The sequence below is a fragment of the Microbacterium sp. IEGM 1404 genome (genome assembly GCF_030056775.1).
In the GTDB taxonomy this organism is placed as follows: domain Bacteria; phylum Actinomycetota; class Actinomycetes; order Actinomycetales; family Microbacteriaceae; genus Microbacterium.
In genome coordinates this window covers 112,786-138,562 of record NZ_JASHKP010000003.1, presented here as the reverse complement: position 1 = coordinate 138,562, position 25,777 = coordinate 112,786, and the positions used below count along the sequence as shown (strand labels likewise).

The 25,777-nt window shown below is 71.2% G+C and carries 16 protein-coding genes; 1 reads left to right on the top strand and 15 read right to left on the bottom strand.

Translation table 11 applies throughout. The features are described 5' to 3' along the window. Window positions 1-107: 107 nt before the first annotated feature. The 13 genes from fusA to QM517_RS11225 all read right to left on the bottom strand — a co-directional run bounded on the left by fusA (window position 108) and on the right by QM517_RS11225 (window position 20,194). Window positions 108-2,222, bottom strand: coding sequence for an elongation factor G (gene fusA, locus QM517_RS11285; RefSeq protein WP_283287505.1), 2,115 nt, complete (start codon window positions 2,220-2,222; stop codon window positions 108-110). An 87-nt stretch (window positions 2,223-2,309) separates the two neighbouring features. Then, window positions 2,310-2,780, bottom strand: coding sequence for a 30S ribosomal protein S7 (gene rpsG, locus QM517_RS11280; protein WP_022878284.1), 471 nt, complete (start codon window positions 2,778-2,780; stop codon window positions 2,310-2,312). A 5-nt stretch (window positions 2,781-2,785) separates the two neighbouring features. After that, complete coding sequence (gene rpsL, locus QM517_RS11275) at window positions 2,786-3,154, bottom strand: 30S ribosomal protein S12 (RefSeq protein WP_013584051.1); 369 nt, start codon at window positions 3,152-3,154, stop codon at window positions 2,786-2,788. A gap of 295 nt (window positions 3,155-3,449) precedes the next feature. Beyond that, entirely contained in the window at window positions 3,450-4,253 is an 804-nt protein-coding gene (locus tag QM517_RS11270; RefSeq protein WP_283287499.1) for a hypothetical protein, read from the bottom strand. Further along, on the bottom strand, window positions 4,250-5,824 hold the full coding sequence (locus QM517_RS11265) for a DUF5684 domain-containing protein (RefSeq protein ID WP_283287497.1): 1,575 nt from the start codon (window positions 5,822-5,824) through the stop codon (window positions 4,250-4,252). Before QM517_RS11265 ends, QM517_RS11270 begins: the two co-directional genes overlap by 4 nt. Further along, the gene (locus QM517_RS18670) at window positions 5,821-8,316 is read right to left on the bottom strand and encodes a transglutaminase domain-containing protein (RefSeq protein WP_283287495.1); all 2,496 of its coding nucleotides are present in this window, start codon (window positions 8,314-8,316) and stop codon (window positions 5,821-5,823) included. The genes QM517_RS11265 and QM517_RS18670 overlap by 4 nt, the downstream gene beginning before the upstream one ends. Continuing rightward, complete coding sequence (locus QM517_RS11255) at window positions 8,313-9,689, bottom strand: DUF58 domain-containing protein (RefSeq protein WP_283287493.1); 1,377 nt, start codon at window positions 9,687-9,689, stop codon at window positions 8,313-8,315. The genes QM517_RS18670 and QM517_RS11255 overlap by 4 nt, the downstream gene beginning before the upstream one ends. Before the next feature lie 44 nt (window positions 9,690-9,733). Further along, window positions 9,734-10,699, bottom strand: a complete 966-nt coding sequence (locus tag QM517_RS11250) for an AAA family ATPase (RefSeq protein ID WP_077050673.1) — start codon at window positions 10,697-10,699, stop codon at window positions 9,734-9,736. Between the two features lie 35 nt (window positions 10,700-10,734). After that, window positions 10,735-16,704 (bottom strand): Ig-like domain-containing protein, encoded by a 5,970-nt coding sequence (locus QM517_RS11245; protein ID WP_283287492.1) that lies wholly within the window; start codon window positions 16,702-16,704, stop codon window positions 10,735-10,737. Further along, complete coding sequence (locus QM517_RS11240) at window positions 16,701-17,837, bottom strand: serine/threonine-protein kinase (RefSeq protein ID WP_283287490.1); 1,137 nt, start codon at window positions 17,835-17,837, stop codon at window positions 16,701-16,703. Before QM517_RS11240 ends, QM517_RS11245 begins: the two co-directional genes overlap by 4 nt. Before the next feature lie 100 nt (window positions 17,838-17,937). Further along, window positions 17,938-18,600: a spermidine/putrescine ABC transporter substrate-binding protein gene (locus QM517_RS11235; RefSeq protein ID WP_077050676.1), complete on the bottom strand. Its 663-nt coding sequence runs from the start codon at window positions 18,598-18,600 to the stop codon at window positions 17,938-17,940. 53 nt (window positions 18,601-18,653) lie between these two features. Then, entirely contained in the window at window positions 18,654-19,139 is a 486-nt protein-coding gene (locus tag QM517_RS11230) for a hypothetical protein (protein WP_283287488.1), read from the bottom strand. 11 nt (window positions 19,140-19,150) lie between these two features. After that, window positions 19,151-20,194 (bottom strand): hypothetical protein, encoded by a 1,044-nt coding sequence (locus QM517_RS11225; protein ID WP_077050678.1) that lies wholly within the window; start codon window positions 20,192-20,194, stop codon window positions 19,151-19,153. A 127-nt stretch (window positions 20,195-20,321) separates the two neighbouring features. Here QM517_RS11225 and QM517_RS11220 point away from each other — a divergent pair, with 127 nt between their 5' ends. Then, a complete protein-coding gene (locus QM517_RS11220) occupies window positions 20,322-20,918 on the top strand; it encodes a hypothetical protein (protein WP_077050679.1) in 597 nt (198 codons plus the stop codon). A gap of 185 nt (window positions 20,919-21,103) precedes the next feature. Here QM517_RS11220 and QM517_RS11215 read toward each other — a convergent pair whose 3' ends face one another. Further along, on the bottom strand, window positions 21,104-21,703 hold the full coding sequence (locus tag QM517_RS11215; protein WP_283287486.1) for a hypothetical protein: 600 nt from the start codon (window positions 21,701-21,703) through the stop codon (window positions 21,104-21,106). 174 nt (window positions 21,704-21,877) lie between these two features. Continuing rightward, window positions 21,878-25,753 (bottom strand): DNA-directed RNA polymerase subunit beta', encoded by a 3,876-nt coding sequence (gene rpoC, locus QM517_RS11210; RefSeq protein WP_077050681.1) that lies wholly within the window; start codon window positions 25,751-25,753, stop codon window positions 21,878-21,880. Between the last annotated feature and the right edge of the window lie 24 nt (window positions 25,754-25,777).

The following is a 25,777-nucleotide window of genomic DNA, read 5'->3' as shown; positions in this document are numbered from 1 at the left end:
GTTCTCTACGGGGATGGTTCTCAGGTTACTAGAGAGTCGGTATTGAGTTTGAGCGGATGCCGGGAACCCGGCCGGGGCGCGGGCCCCCGGCATCCACGAGAGCGGTGTTACTCGCCCTTGTTCTTCTGGACGATCTCGTCGGCGACGGCCTTCGGCACGTCGGCGTAGCTGTCGAACTCCATCGAGTAGACGGCGCGACCCGAGGTCTTCGAGCGCAGGTCACCGATGTAGCCGAACATCTCCGACAGCGGGACATTCGCCCGCACGACCTTGACGCCGGCGGCGTCCTCCATCGACTGGATCTGGCCACGACGCGAGTTCAGGTCGCCGATGACGTCGCCCATGTACTCCTCGGGGGTACGCACCTCGACGGCCATGATCGGCTCGAGGATGGTGGGGTTCGCCTTGCGGACCGCCTCCTTGAAGCCCATGGAGCCGGCGATCTTGAACGCCATTTCCGACGAGTCGACATCGTGCGAGGCACCGTCGAGCAGGATCGCCTTGACGCCCACCATGGGGTAGCCGGCGAGCACGCCGACGTTCATGGCGTCCTGGAAGCCCTGGTCGGTCGGCGCGATGTACTCGCGCGGGATACGACCACCGGTGACCTTGTTCTCGAACTCGTAGGTCTTGTCGGCCGTGACCTCGAGCGGCTCCAGCGCGAACTGGATCTTCGCGAACTGACCCGAACCACCGGTCTGCTTCTTGTGGGTGTAGTCGTGACGGTCGACCGCCTTGCGGATGGTCTCGCGGTACGCCACCTGGGGCTTTCCGACGTTGGCCTCGACCTTGAACTCGCGCTTCATGCGGTCCACGAGGATGTCGAGGTGCAGCTCGCCCATGCCCTTGATGACCGTCTGACCGGTCTCCGAGTTCTGCTCGACGCGGAACGTCGGGTCTTCCTCGGCGAGCTTCTGGATGGCGACACCCAGCTTCTCCTGGTCGGCCTTGGTCTTGGGCTCGATCGCGACCTCGATGACCGGCTCCGGGAACGTCATCGACTCGAGGACGACCTGGTTCGAGGGGTCGCTCAGGGTGTCACCGGTCGTCGTGTCCTTCAGACCGATGACGGCGTAGATGTGACCGGCGGTCACGGAGTCGACGGGCATCTCCTTGTTGGCGTGCATCTGGAAGATCTTCCCGATGCGCTCCTTCTTGCCCTTGGTGGCGTTGACGACCTGCGCACCCGAGTCGAGGTGACCCGAGTAGACGCGGATGTAGGTCAGACGACCGAAGAACGGGTGCGTCACGATCTTGAACGCCAGAGCCGCGAAGGGCTCCTCGCGGTCGGCGTGGCGCTCGATGACGATCTCTTCGTCCTTGGGGTCGTGGGCCTCGATGGCCGGCACGTCCAGGGGCGAGGGGAGGTAGTCGACGACCGCGTCGAGCATCGGCTGGACACCGCGGTTCTTGAACGCCGAACCGCAGAGCACGGGGTAGAGCTCGGAAGCGATCGTCAGCTTGCGGATCGCGCCCTTGATCTCGGCGACCGTGAGCTCCTCGCCACCGAAGTACTTCTCGAGGAGCACGTCGTCGGACTCGGCGACGGTCTCGAGCAGCTTGTGACGGTACTCGGCGGCCTTGTCAGCGAGGTCGGCCGGGATCTCCTGGATCTCGTACTTCGCACCCATGGTCACGTCACCCTTGGCGTCGCCGGGCCACACCAGGGCACGCATCTCGACGAGGTCGATGACGCCGACGAAGTCGTTCTCGGCACCGATGGGGAGCTGGATGACGAGCGGCTTGGCCTTCAGGCGGTTGACGATCGTGTCGACCGTGAAGTAGAAGTCGGCGCCCAGCTTGTCCATCTTGTTGACGAAGCAGATACGGGGGACGTCGTACTTGTCGGCCTGGCGCCACACCGTCTCGGACTGGGGCTCGACGCCCTCCTTGCCGTCGAAGACGGCGACGGCACCGTCGAGCACGCGCAGCGAACGCTCGACCTCGACCGTGAAGTCGACGTGCCCGGGGGTGTCGATGATGTTGATCTGGTTCTTGTCCCAGAAGCAGGTGACGGCGGCGGAGGTGATCGTGATGCCACGCTCCTGCTCCTGCTCCATCCAGTCGGTGGTGGCGGCACCGTCGTGCGTCTCACCGATCTTGTGGTTGACGCCCGTGTAGAACAGGATGCGCTCGGTCGTCGTCGTCTTGCCGGCATCGATGTGCGCCATGATGCCGATGTTGCGGACCTTGTGGAGGTCGGTGAGCACGTCTTGTGCCACGGGTGTCTTCCTTACCTGTTGGGAGGTTGATGCCGGGCCCATCGGAGGGTCCGCGACCGGGGTTCGGTCGCGGACCCTCCGCGGGTGTTACCAGCGGTAGTGCGCGAAGGCGCGGTTCGACTCGGCCATCTTGTGGGTGTCCTCGCGGCGCTTGACCGCGGCACCGAGGCCGTTCGAGGCGTCGAGGATCTCGTTCTGCAGACGCTCGGTCATCGTCTTCTCACGACGACCCTTGGCGTAGCTCACGAGCCAGCGCAGCGCGAGGGTGTTCGCGCGGTGCGGCTTGACCTCGACCGGAACCTGGTAGGTCGAGCCACCGACGCGGCGGCTCTTGACCTCGAGGGTGGGGCGCACGTTGTCGAGCGCCTTCTTGAGGGTGGCGACAGCATCCTGGCTGTTCTTCGCCTCGACGCCACGGAGGGCGTCGTAGACGATCGACTCGGCCAGCGACTTCTTGCCGTCGACGAGGATCTTGTTGACGAGCTGGGTGACGACGGGAGCGCCGTACACCGGGTCGTTGACGACGGGACGCTTCGGGGCGGGACCCTTACGAGGCATGGTTCTCAGCCCTTCTTCGCGCCATAGCGGCTGCGAGCCTGCTTACGGTTCTTGACAGCCTGGGTGTCGAGCGCACCGCGGACGATCTTGTAACGGACACCGGGGAGGTCCTTCACACGACCACCGCGGACGAGCACGAGCGAGTGCTCCTGAAGGTTGTGGCCCTCACCGGGGATGTAGGCCGTGACCTCGGTACCGTTGCGCAGCTTCACGCGGGCGACCTTGCGCATCGCCGAGTTCGGCTTCTTGGGGGTCGTCGTGTACACGCGGGTGCACACGCCGGCCTGCTGGGGGTTCGACTTCAGCGCGGGAGCCTTGGTCTTCGAGACCTTCGGCGAGCGGCCCTTGCGAACCAACTGCTGAATGGTTGGCACGTTCTCTCCTTGTTTGTGCTGCACGGTGACAGCGTCGTGTCTCCCCCGACTCGGTGCGGATCTTGCGATTCGTGACGTGTCGGGCTCACGTGTGATCCACCGCGCGCCAGAATGATCGGACGCGATTGTGGTGGATATGCCGTGGGGGTGACCTGTTCGCAGGCCCTTCCCTGAGATGGTGCGAGCGTTGTTCCGTGCCGCAGACCCGGAGGCATGACGCACGGCGCGCGTGAACGCACACCCGCTCAATGATACGCGCCCGGGAGGGTGCGGGCAAACGTGCGCGGCCCGACGCTCAGCCCATCAGCAGGAACAGGGTGATCGCTGCGGCGACGACGACCGCCGCGACCGTCACCGCGAGCACTAGACCGCGGATCCGAGCGCGCCGGGGCGTGCGCGGCCGCACCTCGGCGGCATCCGGCGCGTCGGTCGGGCGTACGGGCGGGACGGCGCGGGTCACGCGGATCGCCTCGTCCGCACGGGGCCGGTACAGCTCGTGATCGCCGACGGGGACACGCGCCGCGCGGGGCACGGGTGCGGGATCGCCCGACGGGATCTCGGGCGTCTCGGCACGGTCACGCGATGTGCTGCGGCGCGTGCCCGTCGCGGTGTCGTCGTCGACCGTGGATGCCTCGTCCTCGGTGCTCGCGGGCGTGGCCTGCGCGGGCCCGGTGGCACGCCGCCGACCGGGAGCGGTGGTCTCGTCGACGGCGGGCCCGTCCGATGGATCGGGAGCCCGTCGTTCGCGCGCCACCCGGACCGTCTCATCGGCGGGGACGTCCGACGGGGCGGATTCCGGCTCGGGCGCCGGACGGACCTGCCGCACCTGGACCGTGTCCTCCGTCGGCGCGTCACGCGTCACGCGGACGGTGTCGTCCCCCGGCGCATCGCGAACGACACGGACCGTGTCCTCCACCGGGGCATCACGCGCGACGCGGACGGTGTCCTCCCCCGCGGCGAGCCGGGCGGAGACCGCGGTGTCCTCGTCGATCTCATCCGCGTCGACCGGAGCGGAGGGACGAGTCGGCCAGGCGCGCAGACGACCCGCCCACAGGGTGACCTCGTCCGGATCGTCGGGGACGTCGTAGGGGCCGCTCACGGTTCCCTCCTCGTCAGTCGCACCTCCGCGTCACCGAGGAAGAACCGCTCGCCCGCCTCGATCTCCTCACCGGGAGGGGCCTCCACCTCGGTGCCCATGAGCGTCGCGAACAGCACGCCGTTCGTGGAGTCCAAGTCGGTGACGAACCAGGTCTCGCCGCGCAGCTGCAGTCGGGCGTGGGTCTTCGAGACGGTGCGGGTCTCGTCGGCGATCGGCACGAGCTGGGCGTCGGGGTGCGCGGCATCCGGAGCCGGCCGGCGTCCGAGGATCACCACGTCGGACGTCAGGTCGACGGGCACGCCGTTCGGCGGCACGAGAGCCCACGGGATCCGACGGCGCCGGGTGACCACCGTGCGGTCGAGGGCGTCGAAGTCGGCGTCATCGGGCTCGGCGGGGAACTCCGGCTGCGTGTAGAGCGCCGACACCGACGTGCGCGCCGACCGCGGCGCACCCGCGTGCGGGGCGTCGGCGACGGCGGACACCGCCTCCGAGAGCTCGGGGAAATCCTCGTCCGGCCCCTCGTCCGCGGGCGCGGGCACGGGGGTGCCGCCCGGCGCCGGACGCGTGAGCGGTTCGTCGATCACCGCGTCCGTCTCGGGAGAGGGGGCGGAAGGCGCACGCCACGGCTCAGCGTCGTCCGGTGCGCCCACGGGGGCATCGGGCTCGCGCTCGGAAGGGGTGACGGCTCCGGCCGGCGCGGCGGGGCGGCCGCGCGACGGGACGGCCGGGGTGAGGGGAGCCGCGCTCCACGGGGCATCCGCGTCGGCAACGGGCGACGCGGCGGGGGGTTCCTCGCGGGAACCCGCGGGCGGGTCGGCCCGTGCCCGCAGGGCCGCCAGCGCCTCGGACACGGAGGTGCGGGCGTCCTCGGGTGTCGAAGTCTGCGGGCCGTCCGACGCGTCGACCCGCGCATCGGAGGGGGGCGGCGCGAACACCGGCGCACCGGGGAGCGTGGGCGGCGCCCAGTCCGTGGGCGGGGGCGGCGCATCAGCGAGCGACGGGGACACCGCCGAGAAGGGCAGGGCGATCGGCTCCGACACCGGTGGGGCGACCGACGCGTCCTCGCCGCGCGCGGTGTCCGGTGCCGCCGGCGGCTCGGGCGTCCAGCCCCCCACGAGGGGGACGTAGGGGCCGGCGAAGTCCTGGCCGCGACGCACCGGCGCGGAGTTCTCGTCGACCCCGCCGGAGCGACGGACGCCGGGCTTCTCCCGCGCCCAGCGCGCCGAACCGAATCCGAGGATGCTCGCCCACACGACGCCCAGAAGCGCCCCGAGGACGGTCATGCCCGCCCCACGGTCGAACCCGCGGTTGACGCGGTGCACCGCGACGACGAAGACGACGGCGAAGGCCAGGGCACCGAACAAGGGGATGAAAATCAGCAGGACGAGCCACGGCGAGAACCCGCCGACCTTCAGGATCGTCCCGAGGTTGACGAACGGCACCCACGCCTTCCAGGTCGACTCCCCCGTCTTTGCGAACACGGCGGCGAGCGCCAGCGCGTACCAGACGTACACGATCACGAAGAGGAGCAGCGTCAGCGCTCCCAGGAGTACACCCGTGGAATCGTTCATGTCGTCTCGCGCCGCCCGGCGGGCGGGCGCTTCCCCCTCTCGTCGCGGTGCGGCGGCCGTCGGCGCATGGGGCTCGGGGCGAAGAACCGCAGGAACGATCTCAACGATACGGCCGCGCGGACGCGGCGCCACCAGCCGCGCTGACGCGTCAGCACGCGGCGCTCGTCCTCCACGATGCGCCAGAACTCCGCCGCTTCGTCGGCCGTCACGGTGCGGGCCGAGAAGACGGCCCGGTCCGCGTCGTCGGCGAGTCGCCTCCCCGACGGGGTGTCGAACGACTCTGCCACCTCGCGCCGGGTCGAGGAGGGCCGCGGGTCGCGGCCGGCATCCACTCCGGCATCCACGTACTCGTCCCACCCGCCCGCGATCGACACGCGCGGATCCGGGTCGCGACGCCGACCCCGACGACGGACGGCCTTGGCCACCACGACGGCGAGGAACGGGCCGAACAGGATCAGCACGACCAGCAGCGCGATACCGGTGATCCGCAGGATCGGCCAGAGCCATGCGAGATCGAGCCCGTCGTCGTTCCTGTCGTCGTCGGTGAGCGCGTTGTCCTCCTGCACCGGGTCGGGCGGAACGACCTCGTCAACGGTGTCCGGGCGTACTTCGGTGACGTTCTCGGGGTCGCGCTGCTGCGTCACCTCGAGGCTGGGCGAGAGCTCCCACTGCGGGGTCGCATCGATCGCGGCCCATCGCCCGTCGACGTCGCGCACCTCGGTCCACGCGCTCAGATCCCGCGCGCGGCATTCGCCCGCCTCGCACGTCGCCACACCGGCGTCGCTGGAGGTGAGGCGCGTGCCGACGACGACGCGCGCGGGGAAGCCGAGTTCCTGGGCGACGAGCGCGGCGGCGACGGCGAACTGCTCGTCGTCGCCGACGGCGGCGACGTAGTTGCCGGTCGACTGCGCGCGCGGGTCATCCTCGCGTTCGAGCAACCGCTGGAACATCGTCTCGATGCGCGCCAGCGAGTGGCCCGACGCGCTCGGCTGCAGCTGGTAGCCGGCGAGGTCCGTCGTCCACCTCGGTGCCGTCGCACCGGCGGCGGGGGCGAGTCCGTGGCTCAGGTAGCCGCGATCGCGCAGGAGACGGATCAGCGCGACCAGATCCGCACCCGAGCTCCCGGTGGCGTGCTCGTCGACCCACCGGCGAAGGTTCTCCCCGCCCGCCACGCCACCGTCGACACCGGATGCCGTGAAGGTCGCCGGGTCGACATCGGTCGGCTCCACCGCGGAGATCGTGTACGCGTCGCCGGGGATCAGTCCGCCGTCCGCGATCTCGACGCCGGCCTGGGCATCCGCGCTGTAGTAGAAGCGGTCGGCGAGGACGTTCCGGCGGTCGCCCTCGAACGTCGCCGACACGAGTCCGGCGGCCGTCGGCATCCAGATCCCGCCCAGGTCGCCGATCCGGATGTCGGCCTCCACCGCGCGGCCGGAGCCGGCCGGCAGGCTCGAGGGCACCCGGACGAACGCGCCCTGCCTCGAGCCGGAGGAGCGGTAGACCTCGCCGTCGTACACGTCCAGGGTCGCCACACGGATGCGCTCGGGCGCGATGCCGGTGCTGTCGACACGGAACAGCACGTCCTCGTCGCGGGCGTCGGAGAACATCGCCCGGTACTCGGAGAGCGGGCTCACCGCCTCGGCGATCTGCCGCTCGGGACCCGCGGCGGATCGCAGCACGCGGCGATCGGCATCCTGGGCGGCCCACGGCACGACCGCCACGGCGGCGACGACGGCCACCACGACCATCGCCGCACCCAGCGCCGCACGGCGCCGATCGGTACGCGACCGCCGCCGCGGCTGGGCGACGGCGCCGCTCTCGCTCGCCCGACGGAGCGCGCGCGTGCGTTCGTCGCGCGTGCGCCACGCGAGCCACAGCACCGCCGAGAGGACGGCCGCGACCCCGATACCGGTCTCGACGGGGGCCGCGAGCGATAGCGGGCCGACCGTCAGCGGCGCGCTCGTCGAGGTGCGACCGAAGAAGAGTCCGAACCCGCTCATCGCGAGCCCGCTCACGACGGCGAACGGGGCGAGTCGATCGGAGCGGAGAGCGAGCCCGAGGGTCGCCGCCGTCCCGACCAGGAACACCAGGAGGGCCGGAACGAGCAGGTTGCGGTAGTCGCCGACGGGGAGCTCGACCGTCACCAGGTCTTTCCACGCGAGCACCACGCCGGCGAACGCCTCGCCGAGACCGCGCAGGATCTCCACGGGACCACCCAGACGCGACGGCACGGCCAGCGGCACGGCCAGCACCGCGAACGCGCCGACGAGGAGGGCGGCGGTGACCCAGCCGCCCCAGCGGCGCCACGCACTCACCCCGACGAGCCCCGCCGAAACGGGCACCGCGACGGCCACGAGGACGAGGAAGGTCGGCGACGCGTACACCGGCCACGCCGCGACGGTGGCGAGGAGAACGGACACGCCGGTGAACGCGCCCGCCGCGACGACGCGGGCACGTCGGGCCGGATCCGTCCGACGCGCGGAACCGCTCACGAGGTCGCCCCCCGCACGAGGAGGCCCGCGAGATCGTCGAGCGTGCCGATCGTCAGGACCGTGAGGCCCGCGACGCTCCGCATGCGCGGGTGGGCCCGTTCGTCGCACACGACCGCCGCGACGGCGGTGTCGGAGGGGAAGGCCAGAGCAGCCTGACGCAGCCGCCCGATCGACACGGCGGAGCCGACGACCACGAACGCGATCGACAGCCTCTCGTTCGCCTCGGATGCCAGGCGGCAGACGTCCTCGACCGGCATGGTGTTCTCGTGGTGGGCGATCGCGCTGAAGCCGTCCAGCATGGCGCGCGGCGTCGCCGTCGGGACGTGCCGGATCGCGCGGAGCCGGCCCTTGACGACCCGCGGGATCTCGGTCCCGGTCACCACGTCGATGTCGCGCGCGTCGCGGACGGCACGGAGCCCCAGCGACGCGGCGGCCGACACCGCGAGCTCGTACTCGTCGGCATCCGCGTACTCCTGGGTCGCCGCGGCCAGCACCACGGCCATCCGCGACCGTCGCGACTCCTCGTACTGCCGCACCATCAGCCGCCCGGTCTTGGCGGTCGACTTCCAGTGCACCTGCCGTCGGGAATCCCCCGGGACGTACTCGCGGATCGCGTGGAAGGACATGTCGGCGTCCACCAGCCGCCGGGTGGCGCTGCCCTCGAGGTCGCGGATCAGACCGGCACTCGTCGACGGGAGTCCCACCGTGCGCGGGTGGACGTACAGGTCGTGGACGTCGTCGAACGCGTGCTCGCGGCGCAGCAGACCGACCGGGTCGCTGCGCACCGTCGTCACGGGTCCGATGCGCACGACCCCACGGGGCAGGGGCGGGATCTCCAGGGGCTCGGTGACACCGTGGCCCGGCCGCAGCAGCGGGACGGCGAACTCCACCAGACCCCGGCCGACGGGGATGTCCAGGCGCCCCGGGAGCGCGGGGCGACCGCTGGAATTGCGGACGGCGATCTCACCCGTGACCCCGTGCCCGGCGACGACCCGCTCGTGGGTGAGCGACAGATCGACGTCGTACGCGCGTGCCCCGAAGAGGAACGGGACGCTCATCAGCAGCAGCAGCAGCGCGACGGACCCTGCGACCATCCACTCCACCCACCCGAAGACCAGGCCGAGGACCAGCCCCGCCGTGGCCGCGACCGCCACGACCGCGCCCGCCGGTCGCACCGTGCGACCCGCCCACCGCGCCGCCGCCTCTCCGGCATCCACCACCGTCCGCCACACCTCGGCGGTGCGCACGGCGGCGCGCACCAGCCGACGGGTGCGACGGGTCGACGTGGACGTGATCGAGGTGCGCGAACCGGTGCCGACCGTGCCGGCGGAGGTACGCGTCAGCCGCGACTCGGTGAGGCTCACGTCGGGCACGACGTCACCCCTCGGTGGCGGAGGATCGGGCGGGCGTGCACGACTCAGGCGCTCTCGCGCTGCGTGGGGGGCACGGTGTCCAGGAGCACCTGCCCGACGACGGCCTCCTGGGTGACACCGTCGAACTCCGCCTCGGGGTGCAGGATCAGACGGTGCGAGAGCACCGCGACGGCCAGCGCCTTGACGTCGTCGGGTGTCGCGTAGGTGCGCCCCTGCGCCGCGGCGCGCGCCCGCGTCGCCCGCGTCAGAGCGAGCGCGCCGCGGATGCTGACGCCGAGCCGGACCTCGTCGGCCGAGCGGGTGGCATCCACGATCCGGGCGATGTAGTCGAGGACCAGGGCGTCGACGTAGACGCTCGCGGCGAGGTCGGCCATGCCGACGAGCGCCTGCGGCGTGATGATGGGACGCAGATCCGCGGTGGCGACCGGAGCGCCGTCCAGGATGCGGACGGTGGCGGCGTGGTCGGGGTAACCGAGCGAGGTGCGCAGCAGGAACCGGTCGAGCTGCGCCTCGGGCAGCCGGTACGTTCCCGCCTGCTCGACCGGGTTCTGCGTCGCCAGAACGAGGAACGGTACGCCGACCTCGCGCGAGACGCCGTCGATGGTGACCCGCGCCTCCTCCATGACCTCGAGCAGGGCGGACTGCGTCTTCGGGCTCGCGCGGTTGATCTCGTCGGCCAGGACGATGTTGGCAAAGATCGGGCCGGCGTGGAACTCGAAGGTGCCGGTCTTCTGGTCGTACACCGTGATGCCGGTGATGTCGCCCGGCAGCAGGTCGGGGGTGAACTGGATGCGGGTGTTCGTCCCCTGCACCGACTGCGCGATCGCGCGCGCGAGCGAGGTCTTGCCCGTTCCCGGGACATCCTCGAGGAGCACGTGCCCGTCACTGAGCATGGCCGTCAGCACGAGCTCGACGACGTGCCGCTTACCGAGCACGGCGCGCTCGACGTTGTCGGCGATCTGCGCGAAGGTCTGGGCGTACCAGGTCGCCTGCTCCTGGGTGATCGTCATGGCGGTGCGTCTCTCTGTCGGGGGGATCGGGAGGGTCAGGGGGTGGTGGGGGCGGACGGATCGTCCGAGGCGGTACCCGGCTGGCACGTGCCGCTCGTCTCGAGGACCGCGGTGTCGAGGCCCCAGCCGCGGGCGGACCAGTCGACGGTGACCAGGACGTTGGTGACCGTCGTCGCGCCCTTGGGGACCAGGTCCGACCCCTCGGGCGGGGTGAGGACCTTGCCGTTCTTGTCGGTGTAGCGGGCGGCCGCGCGGTCGAGGCTCATCGCGGCCTGGTCGTTGCTCGAGCTCGACGACACCTGGAGGCGTTCGCCCGCGACACAGGATGCCACCCGGGTGCTCGCCTGCACCTGGTACGGCGCACTCCCCGACGCGGGCGCGACCCGACCGGTCTCGGACGTCGTTCCCCAGATCTGGTGCTGGAAGTACACGCCGATGTTCGGATCCGAACCGAAGACCGAGGACCGGTCGCCGTCGAAGTTGGTGTATCTGACCTCGTTGAACCGCGGGGGCTTGCTGCCCTCGTCGATGCCGGAGATGCGCCACCTCGCGATGGAGCCGTTCTCCGCGTAGTCGGGCCGCGCCGCCACCTCGAACGTGTACCCGCGCGGTGCGGCGGTGTCCTGGGCCACGCGGTACTCCTGCGTCACGCTCTGCGACCCGTACGAGGTGCCGTCGAAGCTGGACTCGACGCAGAACGTGAAGGTGTACGCGACGCCGTCGAGCTTGCCGGGGAAGTCGCGCCGCGGACCGTCGTCGCCGACCCGGCAGAAGCCGCCCTCGACGATGCCGTACCGCAGCTTCGAGTCGGTGCCGTTCTGCCGCGCGGTTCCCTCGACCGTCACGGTGGAGACCCCGTCGCCGGTGGAGCGCGAGGTGATCGTCATGTTCGGCTCGAGCGGCGCCCCCACACCGTGCGCCGAGAAGGTGAGCGCGCCGCCCTGCGCCGAACCGCCGAGTCCCGCCGGGACCTGGAAACGCGACGTCGGGGTGACCGTGATCTGCGTGCTCGAGTTGCTGCCGACCTGGAACCCGTCGACCCGCACATCGTTCTGGTTGCGCCCCACGCTGACGGTGCGCGTCTCACCGGCCGCGCTGCGGATCTCGAGCTGCCCGGTCTCGGCGGACTCCACACCTCGGATGACGAGGTCGGCGACGTTGCCCTCGCCACCGCGCGTGACGACGGGGGTGAACTCCCCGGATCGGGGCTGCGCGGGCGGATCGTACGCCCACCCGTTCGTGCGCACCGAGCCGCTCGACTCGCCCACCGCGTTCACCGCGGTGACGACGTACTCGCGCTGTTCCCCGTTGGGGGCGCTGATCGAGGGGCACGACCCGTCGGGTCCGCACTCGGCGACGACCTGCCCACCGAAGCGCACGCGGAACCCGGTCAGCGCGGGATACGCCCGTCGGGCCTCTCCGGGGTCGATCCGCAAGGTGAGCGATCCGTCGGCGTAGGCCGTCTGGCGGACGCTCGCGGGCGCGCGGGGGAAGCCCTGGAGATCCAGCACCACGCGGGCGTCGCGCGTCCCGGCCGTCGAGCGCCCCTGGGCGTCCTTGAGCGTGACCGTGGCCGCGCACGTGGCGCCCGGCGCGTCGGCCGTCCACGAGGCCCGCACGCTCGCCGACGAAACGACGTCGAATCCGACCCCGACGCACGCGCTCGTGGGACGCACGCTCACGACCTCGAGCGGGGTGCGCGGCAGCGGATTCACCTCGCCCGGCAGCCCCACCGCGTCGATGGTGCAGCTCGAGCCGGATGCCTGCGAACACTGCAGCGTCGTCGTCCCGCCCTGCGGAAGGGTCGACGGGGCGGCACCGACGCGCAGCAGAAGACGCCCGGGCGCGACCGCCTTGTGGCTCGTCACCGACACGATCGCGGCGTTCTCGCTGCCCGGGACGGCGCGGTCGGCGCCGGTGACGGTCATGATCGAGCCGTCGAGCGTCACGGACGAGAACGCGGACCCCGAGTATTCGAGCGCGTACCGGATGCCGGCCCAGTCCTCGCGACCCAGTTGCCAGCCGGTCATGTTGCGCAGGTCGAACGTCGCCGTCTCGCCCGGTCCCACCGTGAGCGAGCCGGGACGCAGCTCCGGCTGGGGCTCGCGCGCCACGACGCCGATCGGCACGGACAGCACCGTCCACTCCTCCGTGCCCGCGACGCGCACCGGCACCTGGCACGCGTCGGTCCACGGCGAACCGCTGCCCGCGTCGTAGCGGACGACGGTGCCGGTGACGCTGCAGCGTCCGTCCGGGCGCACGCCGGTCGTCGTGACGGCGGGACCGACTTCCAGGGTCGCCCTCCGCGGGACGGCGACGAGGGCCGCCATGTCGAACTCCACGGATGCCAGCTCGTCGACGCGCTGCGCGGACCCGGGCCGCAGTGCCAGAGTGAGGTCGTCGTCGCCGGGGACCCGGACGAAGGCGTACGTCGTGACCTCCTGGCCGCCGACGGTACCGGTCACGGCGAACGGGATGACGCGCCGCGTGGCGGGAAGCTCTCCCGAGACCCGTCGGCCGTCGACGCGGACACCGGTCGGCTCGCCCCAGAGCGACACGCGCAGGTCGCCCACATCGCCCCCCGACCAGGTCGCGCGGCCGTCGAGCACGTCGACGCCCGAGACGAACTGGTCGCGGTCCTCGAGCGTGAGGACGGTGTCGGACACCACGGGATAGTCGGGCACGCTCTCCCGCACGACCTTGACCACGACCAGGCCGCGCCCGGTGTTCCCCGAGTCCGACTCGACGTCGTAGAGGAACGACATCGTCGCGGAGGCCTCGCCGGCGCGGATCACGACCCCCGTCTCGGAGACGTTCTCGACCATCGCGTCCAGCCGCGCGTACTCGGGATTGTCGCTGCCGTCCACAAGGGTCTTCGGCAGATCCGGTCGCACGCCCGTGAGCTTCAGGCGGCCCTGCGTGGGGTCGATGTCGTTCGCGAGCGGGCTCACGCGGATGCGGCTGTCGGGGCCGGCCTGCACCTGGACGTAGTCGGTGAACGTGATGGGACTCGGGTTGGCCTCGGCATCCAGGACTCCGATGCGGACCGTTCCCTCGCCCGTCGCGCCGGAGGGGTCGGACACGCGGTAGCGGAACGAGACCTGCCCCCGGTCGCCGGCGACGGAGGAGTACACGATGGAGGAGCCGTCGGCGGAGATCGAGGCGGTCCCCCGATCGGGCTGCGTCACGATGCGGTCGAGCACCACCGCGTCGCCGTCGGGGTCGGCGCCGAAGCTGCGGAACGGCACGGTCGTCGTGCCGCCGCTGAGGACCCGTCCCTGCAGCGTGTCGGGGACGGGGGCGCGGTTGGCCTCGGGACCGAGGACGGTGATGCGCACGGTCGCCTCGTCCCACAGCGACGGCGTCCCCGTCGTGTAGACGCGATAGGTCACCTCGTAGGATCCCGGCGTCGTCGGCGCGAGGTAGCGCAGCACACCGCCGGAGGCGAACGCCAGCCCGTCCACGGACGGAGTGGCCTGCACGGATGCCGGGTCGAGGGTGGGACGCCCGCCGGCCGGGGACACGTCGTTGTCGAGCACCGGGATGTCGGCCTGGGTACCGGCGCGCACGGTGACGGTGTCGTCGACGGCGATCGGGGCGATCTCGGGAGCGGGAGGGAGCAGGTAGACCGTGGCCTCGCCGCCGACGCGCGAACCCTCGTCGTCGGTGCCGTCGCTGACGGTGTAGGCGACGGTTCCGAGCAGACCCGGGCCGCCTTCGGCGGTGGATCCCGAGACCCGGAGGTCGTTCTGGCCGACCGTGTCGACCGTCAGGGACGCGCCGTCCTCCGCGGACGCGACGACGTCGCTCAACAGGAGCACGCGCCCGGTCGGGTTGGACACCGCGGCGAACACGTCGAGCGTGGCGTCCTCCTGCGGCCGCACGAAGGCGACGACGGGTGCGGTCGACAGCTGGGCGGGGGCGTCACCGGGCAGCAGCGTGATCCGCGCGGTGCCGGTGGCGTCGCGTCCGGCCCCGGTGACGGTGAAGTCGACGCGGTAGACGCCCGGCTGCGACGCCGAGAAGTCGAACGTCGTCGTGCCGCCGACGACGGTCGCGGTCGCCTGCGCGTCGTCGAGGACGCGGACCGAACCGATGGTCACGTCGCCCGCCGTGCCGGTCACGTGGGGGCCGACGTCGACCGTCAGTGCCGAGCCGGCCGTGTCGACGACCGCGAAGGACTGCACCGCGAGCGCCGGGTCGGGCGCCACGCGGATCAGCAGCGGCTTCGTCGTCGTCGCGCCGCGGGTGTGGGCCACGGTCACGTCGAGCTGGACGGTCTGCTCGCCGCCGGACCCGTCGTCGGAGTGCTGGTAGACGACCTCGCCGGCCGGAGTGGATGCCACGCTCCCGATGCCGCTCGGGTTGTCGACCGACAGCAGCAGCAGCGGGTCGCCGTCCGGATCGACCCAACCGGGGAGGACGGGGACGGTGATGGTGCCGCCGCGCGCGACCTCGGGCGTGGGCCAGGCCTGGAGGCACTTCTCGACACCGCACCAGACCGGGGCGGCATTGGAATCGTCGGGGGCGACCGACAGGGTCACCGTCGTCGACGGGGAGGTGAGACCGTCGGCGGCGGTGCCGTCGGTCACCGCGTACGAGAACGTCGCCGAGCCGGCGGCATCCGGAGCGACCCGGACCGCGAGCCGCTGACCGTCGTCGGTGACGGAGAGACTGCCGAACCCGGGGTCGAGGCCCGTCACGCTCTCGCCGACGATGCTCAGGACGTCCTCGTTGGGATCGTGGTCGTTCAGCAGGACCGGCAGGGTGATCAGCCGACCGGCACGCACGCCGAAGCTGTCGGGCTCGGCGATCGGGGGCTTCGGGTCGAGCACGACGCTCAGCTGCTCCTCGCTCTGGACCGCGGCCTCTTCGGTGCGGTCGTCGAGCGTCCAGCTCTGGCTCGACGCGAGGAGCGTGCCGTCCGGAACGGTCCACACCCATCCGGTGCGGGTCTCGTTGAGGATCACGGCGTGGTCGGTCGCGACGAACACGGGCCTGCGCTGATCGGGCATGGTCGCCCCGCCGTAGGGGAGATCGGTCTCGCCGGCATCCGATCGCCACAGGGTTCCGCGGGCGTCGCCGGGCAGGAGCCACGCGGCGTACGCCACTCCGTCGTGCTGCACGGGCTTGGCCGGCTGCCCGAGCACGTTGCCGCCCGCGCCGACCTCGCGCCGCGGTTCGCCGCCGTCGACGGGGATGCTCCACAGCGACTGGTCGTCGGCGAGGTAGACGGAGCTGCCGCGCGGGTCGGGGTCGCCCACGATGAGCTGCTCGGTGGTGTCGAGGTCGACCGGGTCGTGGCCGCGCACCCACACGCGGCCCGCGTCGGCGTCGACGAGCACCCACTGATCCCCCGCGGCGGTGATCACCGGGGAGGTCACATCGACCTCGAGGGCGTCGCGCCCCTTCAGCTCGTCGGCCTCGATGTCGTACCGGATCACCGAGGCGTCCACGGACGAGTAGGCGAACAGCATGCCGCGGGCATCGACGGTCACGGCATCCGCGGTGTACGTGCGCGCGTCCTCGTCGCCCGCGGTCCCGAACGGGTCGAGCTCGGTGACCGACTGCCCGGCCCGGCTGAGCCGACTCGCGTACAGGGCTCCGCTGTCGGTGCGGTAGACGACGAAGTCGCCCGCCGTCACGACCGAGGTGGTCCCCGGCGGGGTGTCGGGAGCGGAATCGAGCTGCTCCTCCTGCAGGTCGACCGGCTGAGCCTCGTCGATGCGGGCGATCTTGCTGTAGCCGTCGGTGAAGAGGTAGGCGCCCTCCGGACCCTGCGCGACCTGGCTGGGGTTGCCGGCGGTGCGCACCGTGTCGAGTTCGCCGACCGTGGTGTTGACCCGGGCGTAGCGCTGCCCCTCGCCGGTCTGGAGGGCCCAGACCGCGGTGTCGACCTCGGGGGTCTCCTGCGCGTCGAGACCGGGCCAGACGATGCTGGCGGTGACGACGAGCGCCGCCGCGACGAGGGTCGAGGTGAGCCCCGCGATGGTCCGACGCTTCATCGGAGGATCCCGGTGGCCAGCAGTGCCACGACGACGACCGCGGCGGAGGCGACCAGGGTGGCCCCGGCGAGCACCCACGGCAGGACGCGGTGGGCCGAACGCGTGGGCGCGGAGATGTCGGTGTCCTCGTCACGGGCGAGGCCCGCGACCCCGGACGGGTCGCGGAGCTTGCGGACGCTCTCGCGCTCGACCCGGGAGCGTGCGGGGCCGCGCAGCGCGCCGTCGGCGAAGTCGACCGCGCGCGCTGCGGGCGCCCATTCGGCCGCCGGCACCTCGAGCGGCGACGCGGGGAGCCCGAGCTCGGACTGCACCTTCTGCAGAGCCTCGCCCACCTCGCGGGCGCTGGCGAAGCGGTCCGCGGGGCTGCGCGACATCGACCGTGCCAGGACCGCCTGCAGCGCGGGCGGGACATCGGCGCGGGCGATCTCGGTGTAGGACGCGCGGGCGATGCGGCGGCGCAACTGCTCGCGGGAGTTCTGCCCGCGCTCGCGTCGCTCGAACGGGCTGTGGCCGGCCAGCAGCGAGTACACGGTCGCGCCCAGACTCCAGACCTCGCTCGACACCGTGCCGGCCGTCTGCTCGGCGATGACCTCGGGGGCGCTCCACGGGACGCTCATCGCGAGCATCTCGTCGGCCCCCTGCCGCACCAGCGACGACGAGATGCCGAAGTCGGCGAGCACCGGCGCTCCGAACGTCGTCACGAGGATGTTGCTGGGCTTCACGTCGCGGTGGACGAGGCCGGCGTGGTGCGCCGACTCGAGGGCGCCGGCCATGCGGACCCCGATCGAGAGCACCTCGGCCACCGGCATCCGTTCCACCCGATACCGCTGCGCGAGCGAACCGGGGCAGTACTCCATGACGATGTAGGGCCGACCGTCGGCCGAGATCCCGGCCTGGTAGACCGTGACGATCGAGGGGTGCGCCGAGAGGTGGGCGAGGACGTCGGCCTCGGCGTTGAACATGCGCAGAAGGTCGGGGTCGCGGACATCGCTCGGCAGCACCTTCACCGCGACGTCGCGACGGGGCATGTCCTGCCCGTAGAGGAAGACGTCGGCGAAACCACCGGAACCGAGGGGTCGGATGTAGGCGAGCCCCGGCAGGATCGGGGGTGACGAGGGCAGGCGCTGCGGCATTGTGCCCCCTCCCCGGAACTCGCGTCCGCCACACCTCGCGCGGACAACCCGGCAACTCTAACAAAGCCCCCCGATCCGGTCGCGGGCTTGTGGAGAGGGCTCAGGATGCCAACGGTCCGGGGTCGCGCGGATCGAACGGGGCGTCGAGCGAGCGCGAGAGATCGTCGAGCATCGCCGCGACCTGCGGCTCGACGTACTCCGCCACGGCCGCCTGGATGCGCAGCCGATGATGCAGCAGCACCGCGCACACCTCCCGCCCGATCATGTTGGCGTAGTCGTCGGCGAGGCCGACCTCCTGCCGCAGCGCCGCCTTCGCGGCATCCGACAGCGGCGGGAGCGCGGGGATCGCGGCGTCCTCTTCGGCGGCCAGACCCGTCAGCGTGAAGAGGAACGGCGCACCGGGCTCGGGCTCCGGGTCCAGCGGCATCCCCTCGAACTCGGGCTCGAGGCCCTCGGCGGGACGGTACGAGCGACGGCGGTTGCGGGCCGCCTGCTGGTCGAGCTCGGTCTGCAGCATCGGGAGGTTCCGCGACGTGTACTCGGCGACGGCGTGGTCGACGATCGACTTCACGCGCGTCGAGAGGCCGTGCTGCACGCCGTGCGGGACATCGGACCCGAGGCCGGCCGCCGACAGCACCGGCGAACCGAAGCACCGACGGCACGGGGCGACGCGCCCGCGATGATTCGCCGGCTCCCATCGGGGCAGCCACGCGAGCCAGGCGTCCACCGCCTGGCCGACCTGGGTCTCGAGCGACCGCTCCACGCTCCTACGCTAGTGCGACAGACCCCCGAGCGGCGGATGCCACGGCCCCCGGATCAGCGATCTTCGTCGTCTTCGCGCTCCCAGCGCCAGTGCGGGCGCTCCCCGCCGCTGCGGACGAGCAGGACTCCGAACGCCCCGGCGACGAGGGCCGAGACCGCGACGACCGCACCCGGCCACCCGAGGGCCACCGCCCCCGCGGCGGCGAGCCCGCGCGCCGCGTCACCTCCGGTGACCGCAGCGCCGACGGCGATCCCCACGGTCTCCCCCACGTACGCACCGAGCGCGCACGGCACCGCCGTCAGGTAACCGGGTGGGACGGCTCGCAGGCCCCACAGCAGCACGCCGGCGAACACCGTCAGGGCCAGGAGCATCCCCGCCACCCCGGGCAGCGGCCCGAGCCCGCGCACCGGGATCACATCGGCGTCGAGGGCAAGGCTCGCCACGCCCAGAGCGGCGATGGCCAGCGCGAGGAAGACGGCCGTCGCGAAAACGACGGCGACCGGCGGGGTCACCCCCGCCGGTCGCGACGCGTCTGTCATGGCATCCGGTCTCAGCGGGCCAGCAGGGGTCCGGCTTCGAGCGTGCGCTCGTACTCGCGCTGCGCCTCGTCGTTCAGTTCCGTGACGCGGCGTCCGCGGCGGGCGACCCACGCCCCGAACCAGATGGTGAGCTCGCGGCCGAGGACGAAGGCTACGATGGCGAGCGGCGCGAGGACGCTCTCCTGCAGGAGGTCGACGCCCTGGCGGTTCGTGAGCATCCAGAACGGCGCGGCGAAGAGGGCTCCCAGGAGGTAGCCGCCCCAGCTGATGACGCCGACCAGGAGGCCCCACACCACCCAGTGGCCCCATCCGCCGCGGTTGATGATCGCGCCGAGGAACCAGAAGCCCACGAAGAAGGCCACCGTGGGCACCCAGAGGCTCCACGTGGTGAGGGCCGCCAGTGCGGCGTCTGCCAGGTCGGACGTCTGGATCGTGCCGAGCAGCAGCCCGAGGCCCAGGGTCGCGGCGAGGTACAGGACGGCGAAGACGAGGGTCGCGAGGAGACCGATCGCACCGGCCGCACCGCGGTTGCCCCGGGGACGCGGAGCCTCGGGGGCCTGGACGAAGATCGGCTGCGCGGCACCGACGGGCCGCGTCTCGTCCGCGTAGGCGGGAGCGACGGCGGTCGCCGACGCGGCACCCGCTGCCGCGGCGCCCGCGGCGGGGGCGGCGTCGGCACGGTGCTCTTCGCGCACGGGCTCGGCGGTGGCGGTGTGCGAAGCGCCGGCTTCCGGCTCGGCCGACGCGGCGTAGGCCGCCCACCGGGCGTCCTCGTCCTCGAGATCGACGGAACGGTGCGCGGCGGGAGCCGAGACGGGGGTCTGGCTGCGCGGCTCGACGGGCGAGGCGTCGTGCACGGTGGTCGTGGCGGCGGGGGCCGCCGAGTCGTGACCGCCCTCGCGCTCGTTCCAGGCCGCGGCCGCTTCCTCCGGGTCGACCGCGTCGCGGCGGGCGGCCTCGGCGTCGGCGAGCCCCTCGTGGGCACGGCCGACGACGTCGTGCGCCTCTTCCTTGGGCTCGTCGACGGGGTCGCCGTACGACTGGGGGTCGCTCATCGGGGTCTCCTCACGCGCGCAGATATGGTGCGGCGCCAGGCTAACCCGCGCCACGGCCCGCGCGGCGGAGGCGTGCCGTCGTGTGTCGGTCTCGACCGTGTCGGCGGGTCCGCCTAGGGTGGGCGACATGACCGGTCGACCCCCCGCTGCGGCCCTCGCCGCGGTGCTCGCGCTGACCGCCGCGCTCGCGCTGAGCGGGTGCGCTCCCGAGCAGGGCACCGCGGAGCCCGCGCCCACCGCCGCCTCCCCGAGTGCGTCCGGCACCCCGGGTGGCACCCCGATCCCCACGATCACCCCCACCGTCGCCCCGGCGGCGATCCCCACCGACTGCCGCGCGATCCTCACGCCCGACGTGCTGTCGCAGCTCGGGTCCATCCCCCTGAACGATCCGGCGGCGGGCCCCTCGGGCGTCCAGCCCGATGGATCCCTCATCTGCATCTGGCGTGACCCCGGCGCCGACACGACCGGCCTCATGACCACGATCACGCGCATCGACCGGGGTCCCGCCCTCGACATGCTCAACGACCTCGTCAACACCCAGGGGTTCAGCTGCTACACGCCCGACGACGGCACCCGCTGCGAGAAGACCTGGATCAACACCACGTACGCCGTCAACGACGGGCGCACGCTGTTCTGGCGCGACGACGTCCTCATCGACACCCAGTACTCCAACCTCGCCCCCACGGGCTACACGGCGAGCATCATCTCCGCGATCTACGGCTGACGCGTCACCGCGCCCGGCCGGGGCGGCGCTCCGGCGCGGAGGGGGTCCGTGCGCGCCGGGTGCGGGGTACGGCCGCGGGGCCGGGAGTCGTCACAGGCATAAACACGATTCGCACACATAAACGCGTTCTCCCCGTGTTTATACGTGCGGATCGCGTTTATGCGTGCCGGGGACGGCGCCTCAGACTACTCGCCGAAGGCGCGGGATGCCACGACCGCGACGTACCCGTCCGGCATCCATCCGTCGAAGGTCGACGACACCCACCGGTCGCCGCGGACGTCGTGCACCTCCACGACGTCTCCGGCCGTGCGCTCGCAATGCTCGGTGTCCCCCGCGGTCGTGCACGCGAAGCCCTGACCGGTCAGCGTCGCCACCACGGCGGCAGCCCCCTCCGCCGAAACCGTGGCGACGCTCGTCTCCAGCCACCGGCCCGACTCGCCGCGCCAGTGGCAGGTGATGACGGGCGTGCCGGCGGCCGCCGCGACCGCCTCGGGTGTCGACGAGGCTGCGCTGTGCCGCTGCGTCAGCAGCGCCTCGGGCGACCACACCAACTCCGACCACATCGGCTGCGTGTACAGGTCACGGCACGTGGTGGCCGGCCCGGGGACGCGCGGGGCGTCCGTCCACGGCGTCGTCGTGGAGCCGGCCCGCAGCGTATCGCCGACGAAGCTCACCGCTCCGGGCACCCCCGGCGCAGCGAGGAACGCGAGCACCGCGACCACGGCCGCGCACAGCACGCCGACCGGCCATGCGATCCAGACGCTGCGTCCCGCGACTCGAGCCATCCGTTCCTCCCCGTCCACGGTAGGCGACCGACCCCGGCGCGTCGGCGCGGCGACACGCCGCGCGCCTCGACACGTCACCCGTCGGAAACGCGCCGGGCACGACGAAGGCCCCCGGCGCGAGCCGGGGGCCTTCGGGGATCAGGATGCCGCGCCGAGGCGTGGCATCCGTCTCACTCAGTTATAGGTACCGGGCGTGAAGTCGTCCGTCGAGAAGCTGTCGAAGTCGACGTAGCTCAGGTCGGCGTCGCTGTAGGCGCCGTCCGAGGCGAAGATGCGGTTGGGGTACCGCTCGCTCTTGGCCTCCTCCGTCGCCTCGACCGTGACGTTGCGGTACTTCGCAAGACCGGTTCCGGCGGGGATGAGCTTTCCGATGATGACGTTCTCCTTGAGGCCGACGAGCGGGTCGCTCTTGCCCTCCATGGCCGCCTGCGTCAGGACGCGGGTGGTCTCCTGGAACGATGCCGCCGACAGCCACGATTCGGTCGCGAGCGACGCCTTCGTGATACCCATCAGCTCGGGACGACCCGACGCGGGGCGCTTGCCCTCGCCGACCGTCTCGCGGTTGATGGTCTGGTAGCGCTTGAAGTCCACCAGCTCGCCGGGCAGCAGGTCGGTGTCGCCGTGGTCGACGACGGTGACCTTGCGCAGCATCTGGCGCACGATGACCTCGATGTGCTTGTCGTGGATCGGCACACCCTGCGAGCGGTACACGCCCTGGACGCCGTTCACGAGGTACTTCTGCACCTCGCGGGCACCCTGCACGCGCATGACCTCCTTGGGGTCGAGCGTTCCGACCTGGAGGGGCTCGCCGACCTTGACGTGCTGGCCGTCCTCGACGAGGAGGGTCGCACGCTTCAGGACCGGGTAGACCACGGGCTCGTCGCCGTTGTCGGGCGTGAGGATGACCTTCTTGGCCTTGTCGGTCTCGTCGATCGTGATGCGGCCGTCGGCCTCGGCGATCGGCGACGCACCCTTGGGGGTACGGGCCTCGAACAGCTCCTGCACGCGGGGCAGACCCTGCGTGATGTCGTCGGCCGACGCGGAACCACCGGTGTGGAAGGTACGCATCGTCAGCTGGGTACCGGGCTCACCGATCGACTGGGCCGCGATGATGCCGACGGCCTCGCCGATGTCGACGATCTTCCCGGTGGCGAGCGAACGGCCGTAGCACTTCGCGCAGACACCGACGGCCGAGTCGCACGTGAGGACCGAGCGGACCTTGATGGTCTCGACGCCACCGGCGACCAGCTTGTCGATGAGCACGTCGCCCACGTCGTCGCCGGCCTCGGCCAGAACCGTGCCCTGCGCGTCGACGACCGCCGTGGCGAGCGTACGGGCGAAGACCGAGTTCTCGACGTTGGCGTCCTTGACCAGGGTGCCGGTCGAGTCGACCGCGGCGATCGGGAGCTCGAGGCCCTTCGACGTACCGCAGTCCTCCTCGCGGATGATGACGTCCTGCGAGACGTCCACCAGACGACGCGTGAGGTAACCCGAGTCGGCCGTACGGAGAGCCGTGTCGGCCAGACCCTTACGGGCACCGTGCGTCGCGATGAAGTACTCGGCGACCGACAGACCCTCGCGGTACGAGGAGATGATCGGACGCGGGATGATCTCACCCTTCGGGTTGTTCACCAGACCACGCATACCCGCGATGTTGCGGATCTGCAGCCAGTTACCACGGGCGCCCGACGAGACCATGCGGTTGATGGTGTTGTCGGCCGGGAAGTTGTCGCGCATCGCCTTCTGGACGGCATCCGTGGCCTCGGTCCAGATCTTGATGAGCTCCTGGCGACGCTCGGCGTCGGTGGTGAGACCCTTCTCGTACTGCGCCTGGACCTTCGCGGCCTGCTTCTCGTAGCCCGCGACGATCTCGCCCTTGTTCGGGGGCGTGAGGATGTCGCTCAGCGCGACCGTCACACCCGAACGCGTGGCCCAGTAGAAACCGGCGTCCTTGATCCGGTCGAGCGATGCCGCGACCTCGACCTTGGGGTACTCCTCGGCCAGCTTGTTGACGATCTGCGACAGCTTGCCCTTGTCGGCCTGCTCGCGGACGAACGGGTAGCCCTTGGGGAGCGTGTCGTTGAAGATCGCCTGACCGAGCGAGGCATCCACGAGACCGTGCTTCTCGTAGCCCTCGGGCGCCTGGCCCTCGAGGAACGTGAGGCCGGGGATGCGGATGCGCGCCTTGGCCTGCAGGTCGAGGGTGCCCTCGTCCTTGGCCAGGATCGCCTCGCCCACCGAACCGAACGCACGGCCCTCGCCCACGGCACCCTCCTTGAGGGTGGTGAGGTGGTGGAGGCCGATGATCATGTCCTGCGAGGGCAGGGTCACCGGGCGGCCGTCGGACGGCTTCAGGATGTTGTTCGACGCGAGCATGAGCACGCGCGCCTCGGCCTGGGCCTCGACGGACAGCGGCAGGTGGACGGCCATCTGGTCACCGTCGAAGTCGGCGTTGAACGCCGCGCACACGAGCGGGTGCAGCTGGATCGCCTTGCCCTCGACGAGCTGGGGCTCGAACGCCTGGATGCCGAGACGGTGCAGGGTGGGCGCACGGTTCAGCAGCACGGGACGCTCGCGGATGATCTCTTCCAGCACGTCCCAGACCTCGGGACGGTAGCGCTCGACGGCGCGCTTGGCGGCCTTGATGTTCTGCGAGTGACCGAGGTCGATCAGGCGCTTGATCACGAACGGCTTGAACAGCTCGAGCGCCATCTGCTTGGGCAGACCGCACTGGTGGAGCTTCAGCTGGGGTCCGACGATGATGACCGAACGACCCGAGTAGTCCACGCGCTTGCCGAGCAGGTTCTGGCGGAAACGACCCTGCTTTCCCTTGAGCATGTCGCTCAGGGACTTCAGGGCGCGGTTGCCGGTACCCGTGACGGGGCGACCGCGGCGGCCGTTGTCGAACAGCGCGTCGACGGCCTCCTGCAGCATGCGCTTCTCGTTGTTGACGATGATCTCGGGGGCACCGAGGTCGATCAGGCGACGGAGGCGGTTGTTGCGGTTGATCACGCGACGGTAGAGGTCGTTCAGGTCGGAGGTGGCAAAACGGCCACCGTCGAGCTGGACCATCGGGCGCAGCTCCGGCGGGATCACCGGAACCACGTCGAGCACCATCGAGGCCGGCGACATGCCGGTCTGCAGGAACGAGTTGACGACCTTCAGACGCTTGATCGCGCGGATCTTGCGCTGGCCCTTGCCCTCGGAGATCTGCAGGTGCAGGCTCTCCGACTCGGCGGCCAGGTCGAAGGTCTCCAGGCGACGCTTGATCGACTCCGCACCCATGTGGGCCTCGAAGTACTGACCGAACCGGTCCTGGAGCTCGTGGAAGACGTCGTCCTCGGGCTTCAGGGCGCCGACCTCGAGCGTGCGGAAGTCCTCCCACACGCGCTCGAGCTTGGCGATCTGCTCGTCCGCGTTCTTGCGGATCGAGGTCATGTCCTTCTCGGCGGCGTCCTTGACCTTCTTCTTCTGGTCCGCCTTGGCACCCTCGGCCTCGAGAGCCGCGAGCTCCTCCTCCAGCTTCGCCAGACGGGCGGCGATGCGCGAGTCGCGACGGTCGCCGAGCGTCTTCAGCTCGAGACGGATGTTGTTCTCCTGCGTCGCCAGGTCGCGGTGACGAGCATCCTCGTCGACCGAGATGACCATGTAGGCGGCGAAGTAGATGACCTTCTCGAGGTCCTTCGGAGCCATGTCCAGCAGGTACCCGAGGCGCGAGGGCACGCCCTTGAAGTACCAGATGTGGGTGACGGGCGCGGCGAGCTCGATGTGGCCCATGCGCTCGCGACGGACCGAGGACTTGGTGACCTCGACGCCGCAGCGCTCGCAGACGATGCCCTTGAAGCGGACGCGCTTGTACTTGCCGCACGCGCACTCCCAGTCGCGCGAGGGTCCGAAGATCTGCTCGCCGAACAGACCGTCCTTCTCGGGCTTCAGGGTGCGGTAGTTGATGGTTTCGGGCTTCTTGACCTCACCGAAAGACCAACGACGGATGTCGTCGGCGGTGGCCAGGCCGATACGAAGCTGATCGAAAGTGGTTGATTCGAGCACTGGTTCTCCTGTGTCGGAATTCTG

Coding starts and splice junctions, on each gene's coding strand:
- rpsG (WP_022878284.1), bottom strand. CDS start 2,780: ATGCCTCGTAAGGGTCCCGCCCCGAAGCGTCCCGTCGTCAACGACCCG.
- QM517_RS11265 (WP_283287497.1), bottom strand. CDS start 5,824: ATGAACGATTCCACGGGTGTACTCCTGGGAGCGCTGACGCTGCTCCTC.
- QM517_RS11250 (WP_077050673.1), bottom strand. CDS start 10,699: ATGACGATCACCCAGGAGCAGGCGACCTGGTACGCCCAGACCTTCGCG.
- QM517_RS11245 (WP_283287492.1), bottom strand. CDS start 16,704: ATGAAGCGTCGGACCATCGCGGGGCTCACCTCGACCCTCGTCGCGGCG.
- QM517_RS11240 (WP_283287490.1), bottom strand. CDS start 17,837: ATGCCGCAGCGCCTGCCCTCGTCACCCCCGATCCTGCCGGGGCTCGCC.
- QM517_RS11230 (WP_283287488.1), bottom strand. CDS start 19,139: ATGACAGACGCGTCGCGACCGGCGGGGGTGACCCCGCCGGTCGCCGTC.
- QM517_RS11225 (WP_077050678.1), bottom strand. CDS start 20,194: ATGAGCGACCCCCAGTCGTACGGCGACCCCGTCGACGAGCCCAAGGAA.
- QM517_RS11220 (WP_077050679.1), top strand. CDS start 20,322: ATGACCGGTCGACCCCCCGCTGCGGCCCTCGCCGCGGTGCTCGCGCTG.
- QM517_RS11215 (WP_283287486.1), bottom strand. CDS start 21,703: ATGGCTCGAGTCGCGGGACGCAGCGTCTGGATCGCATGGCCGGTCGGC.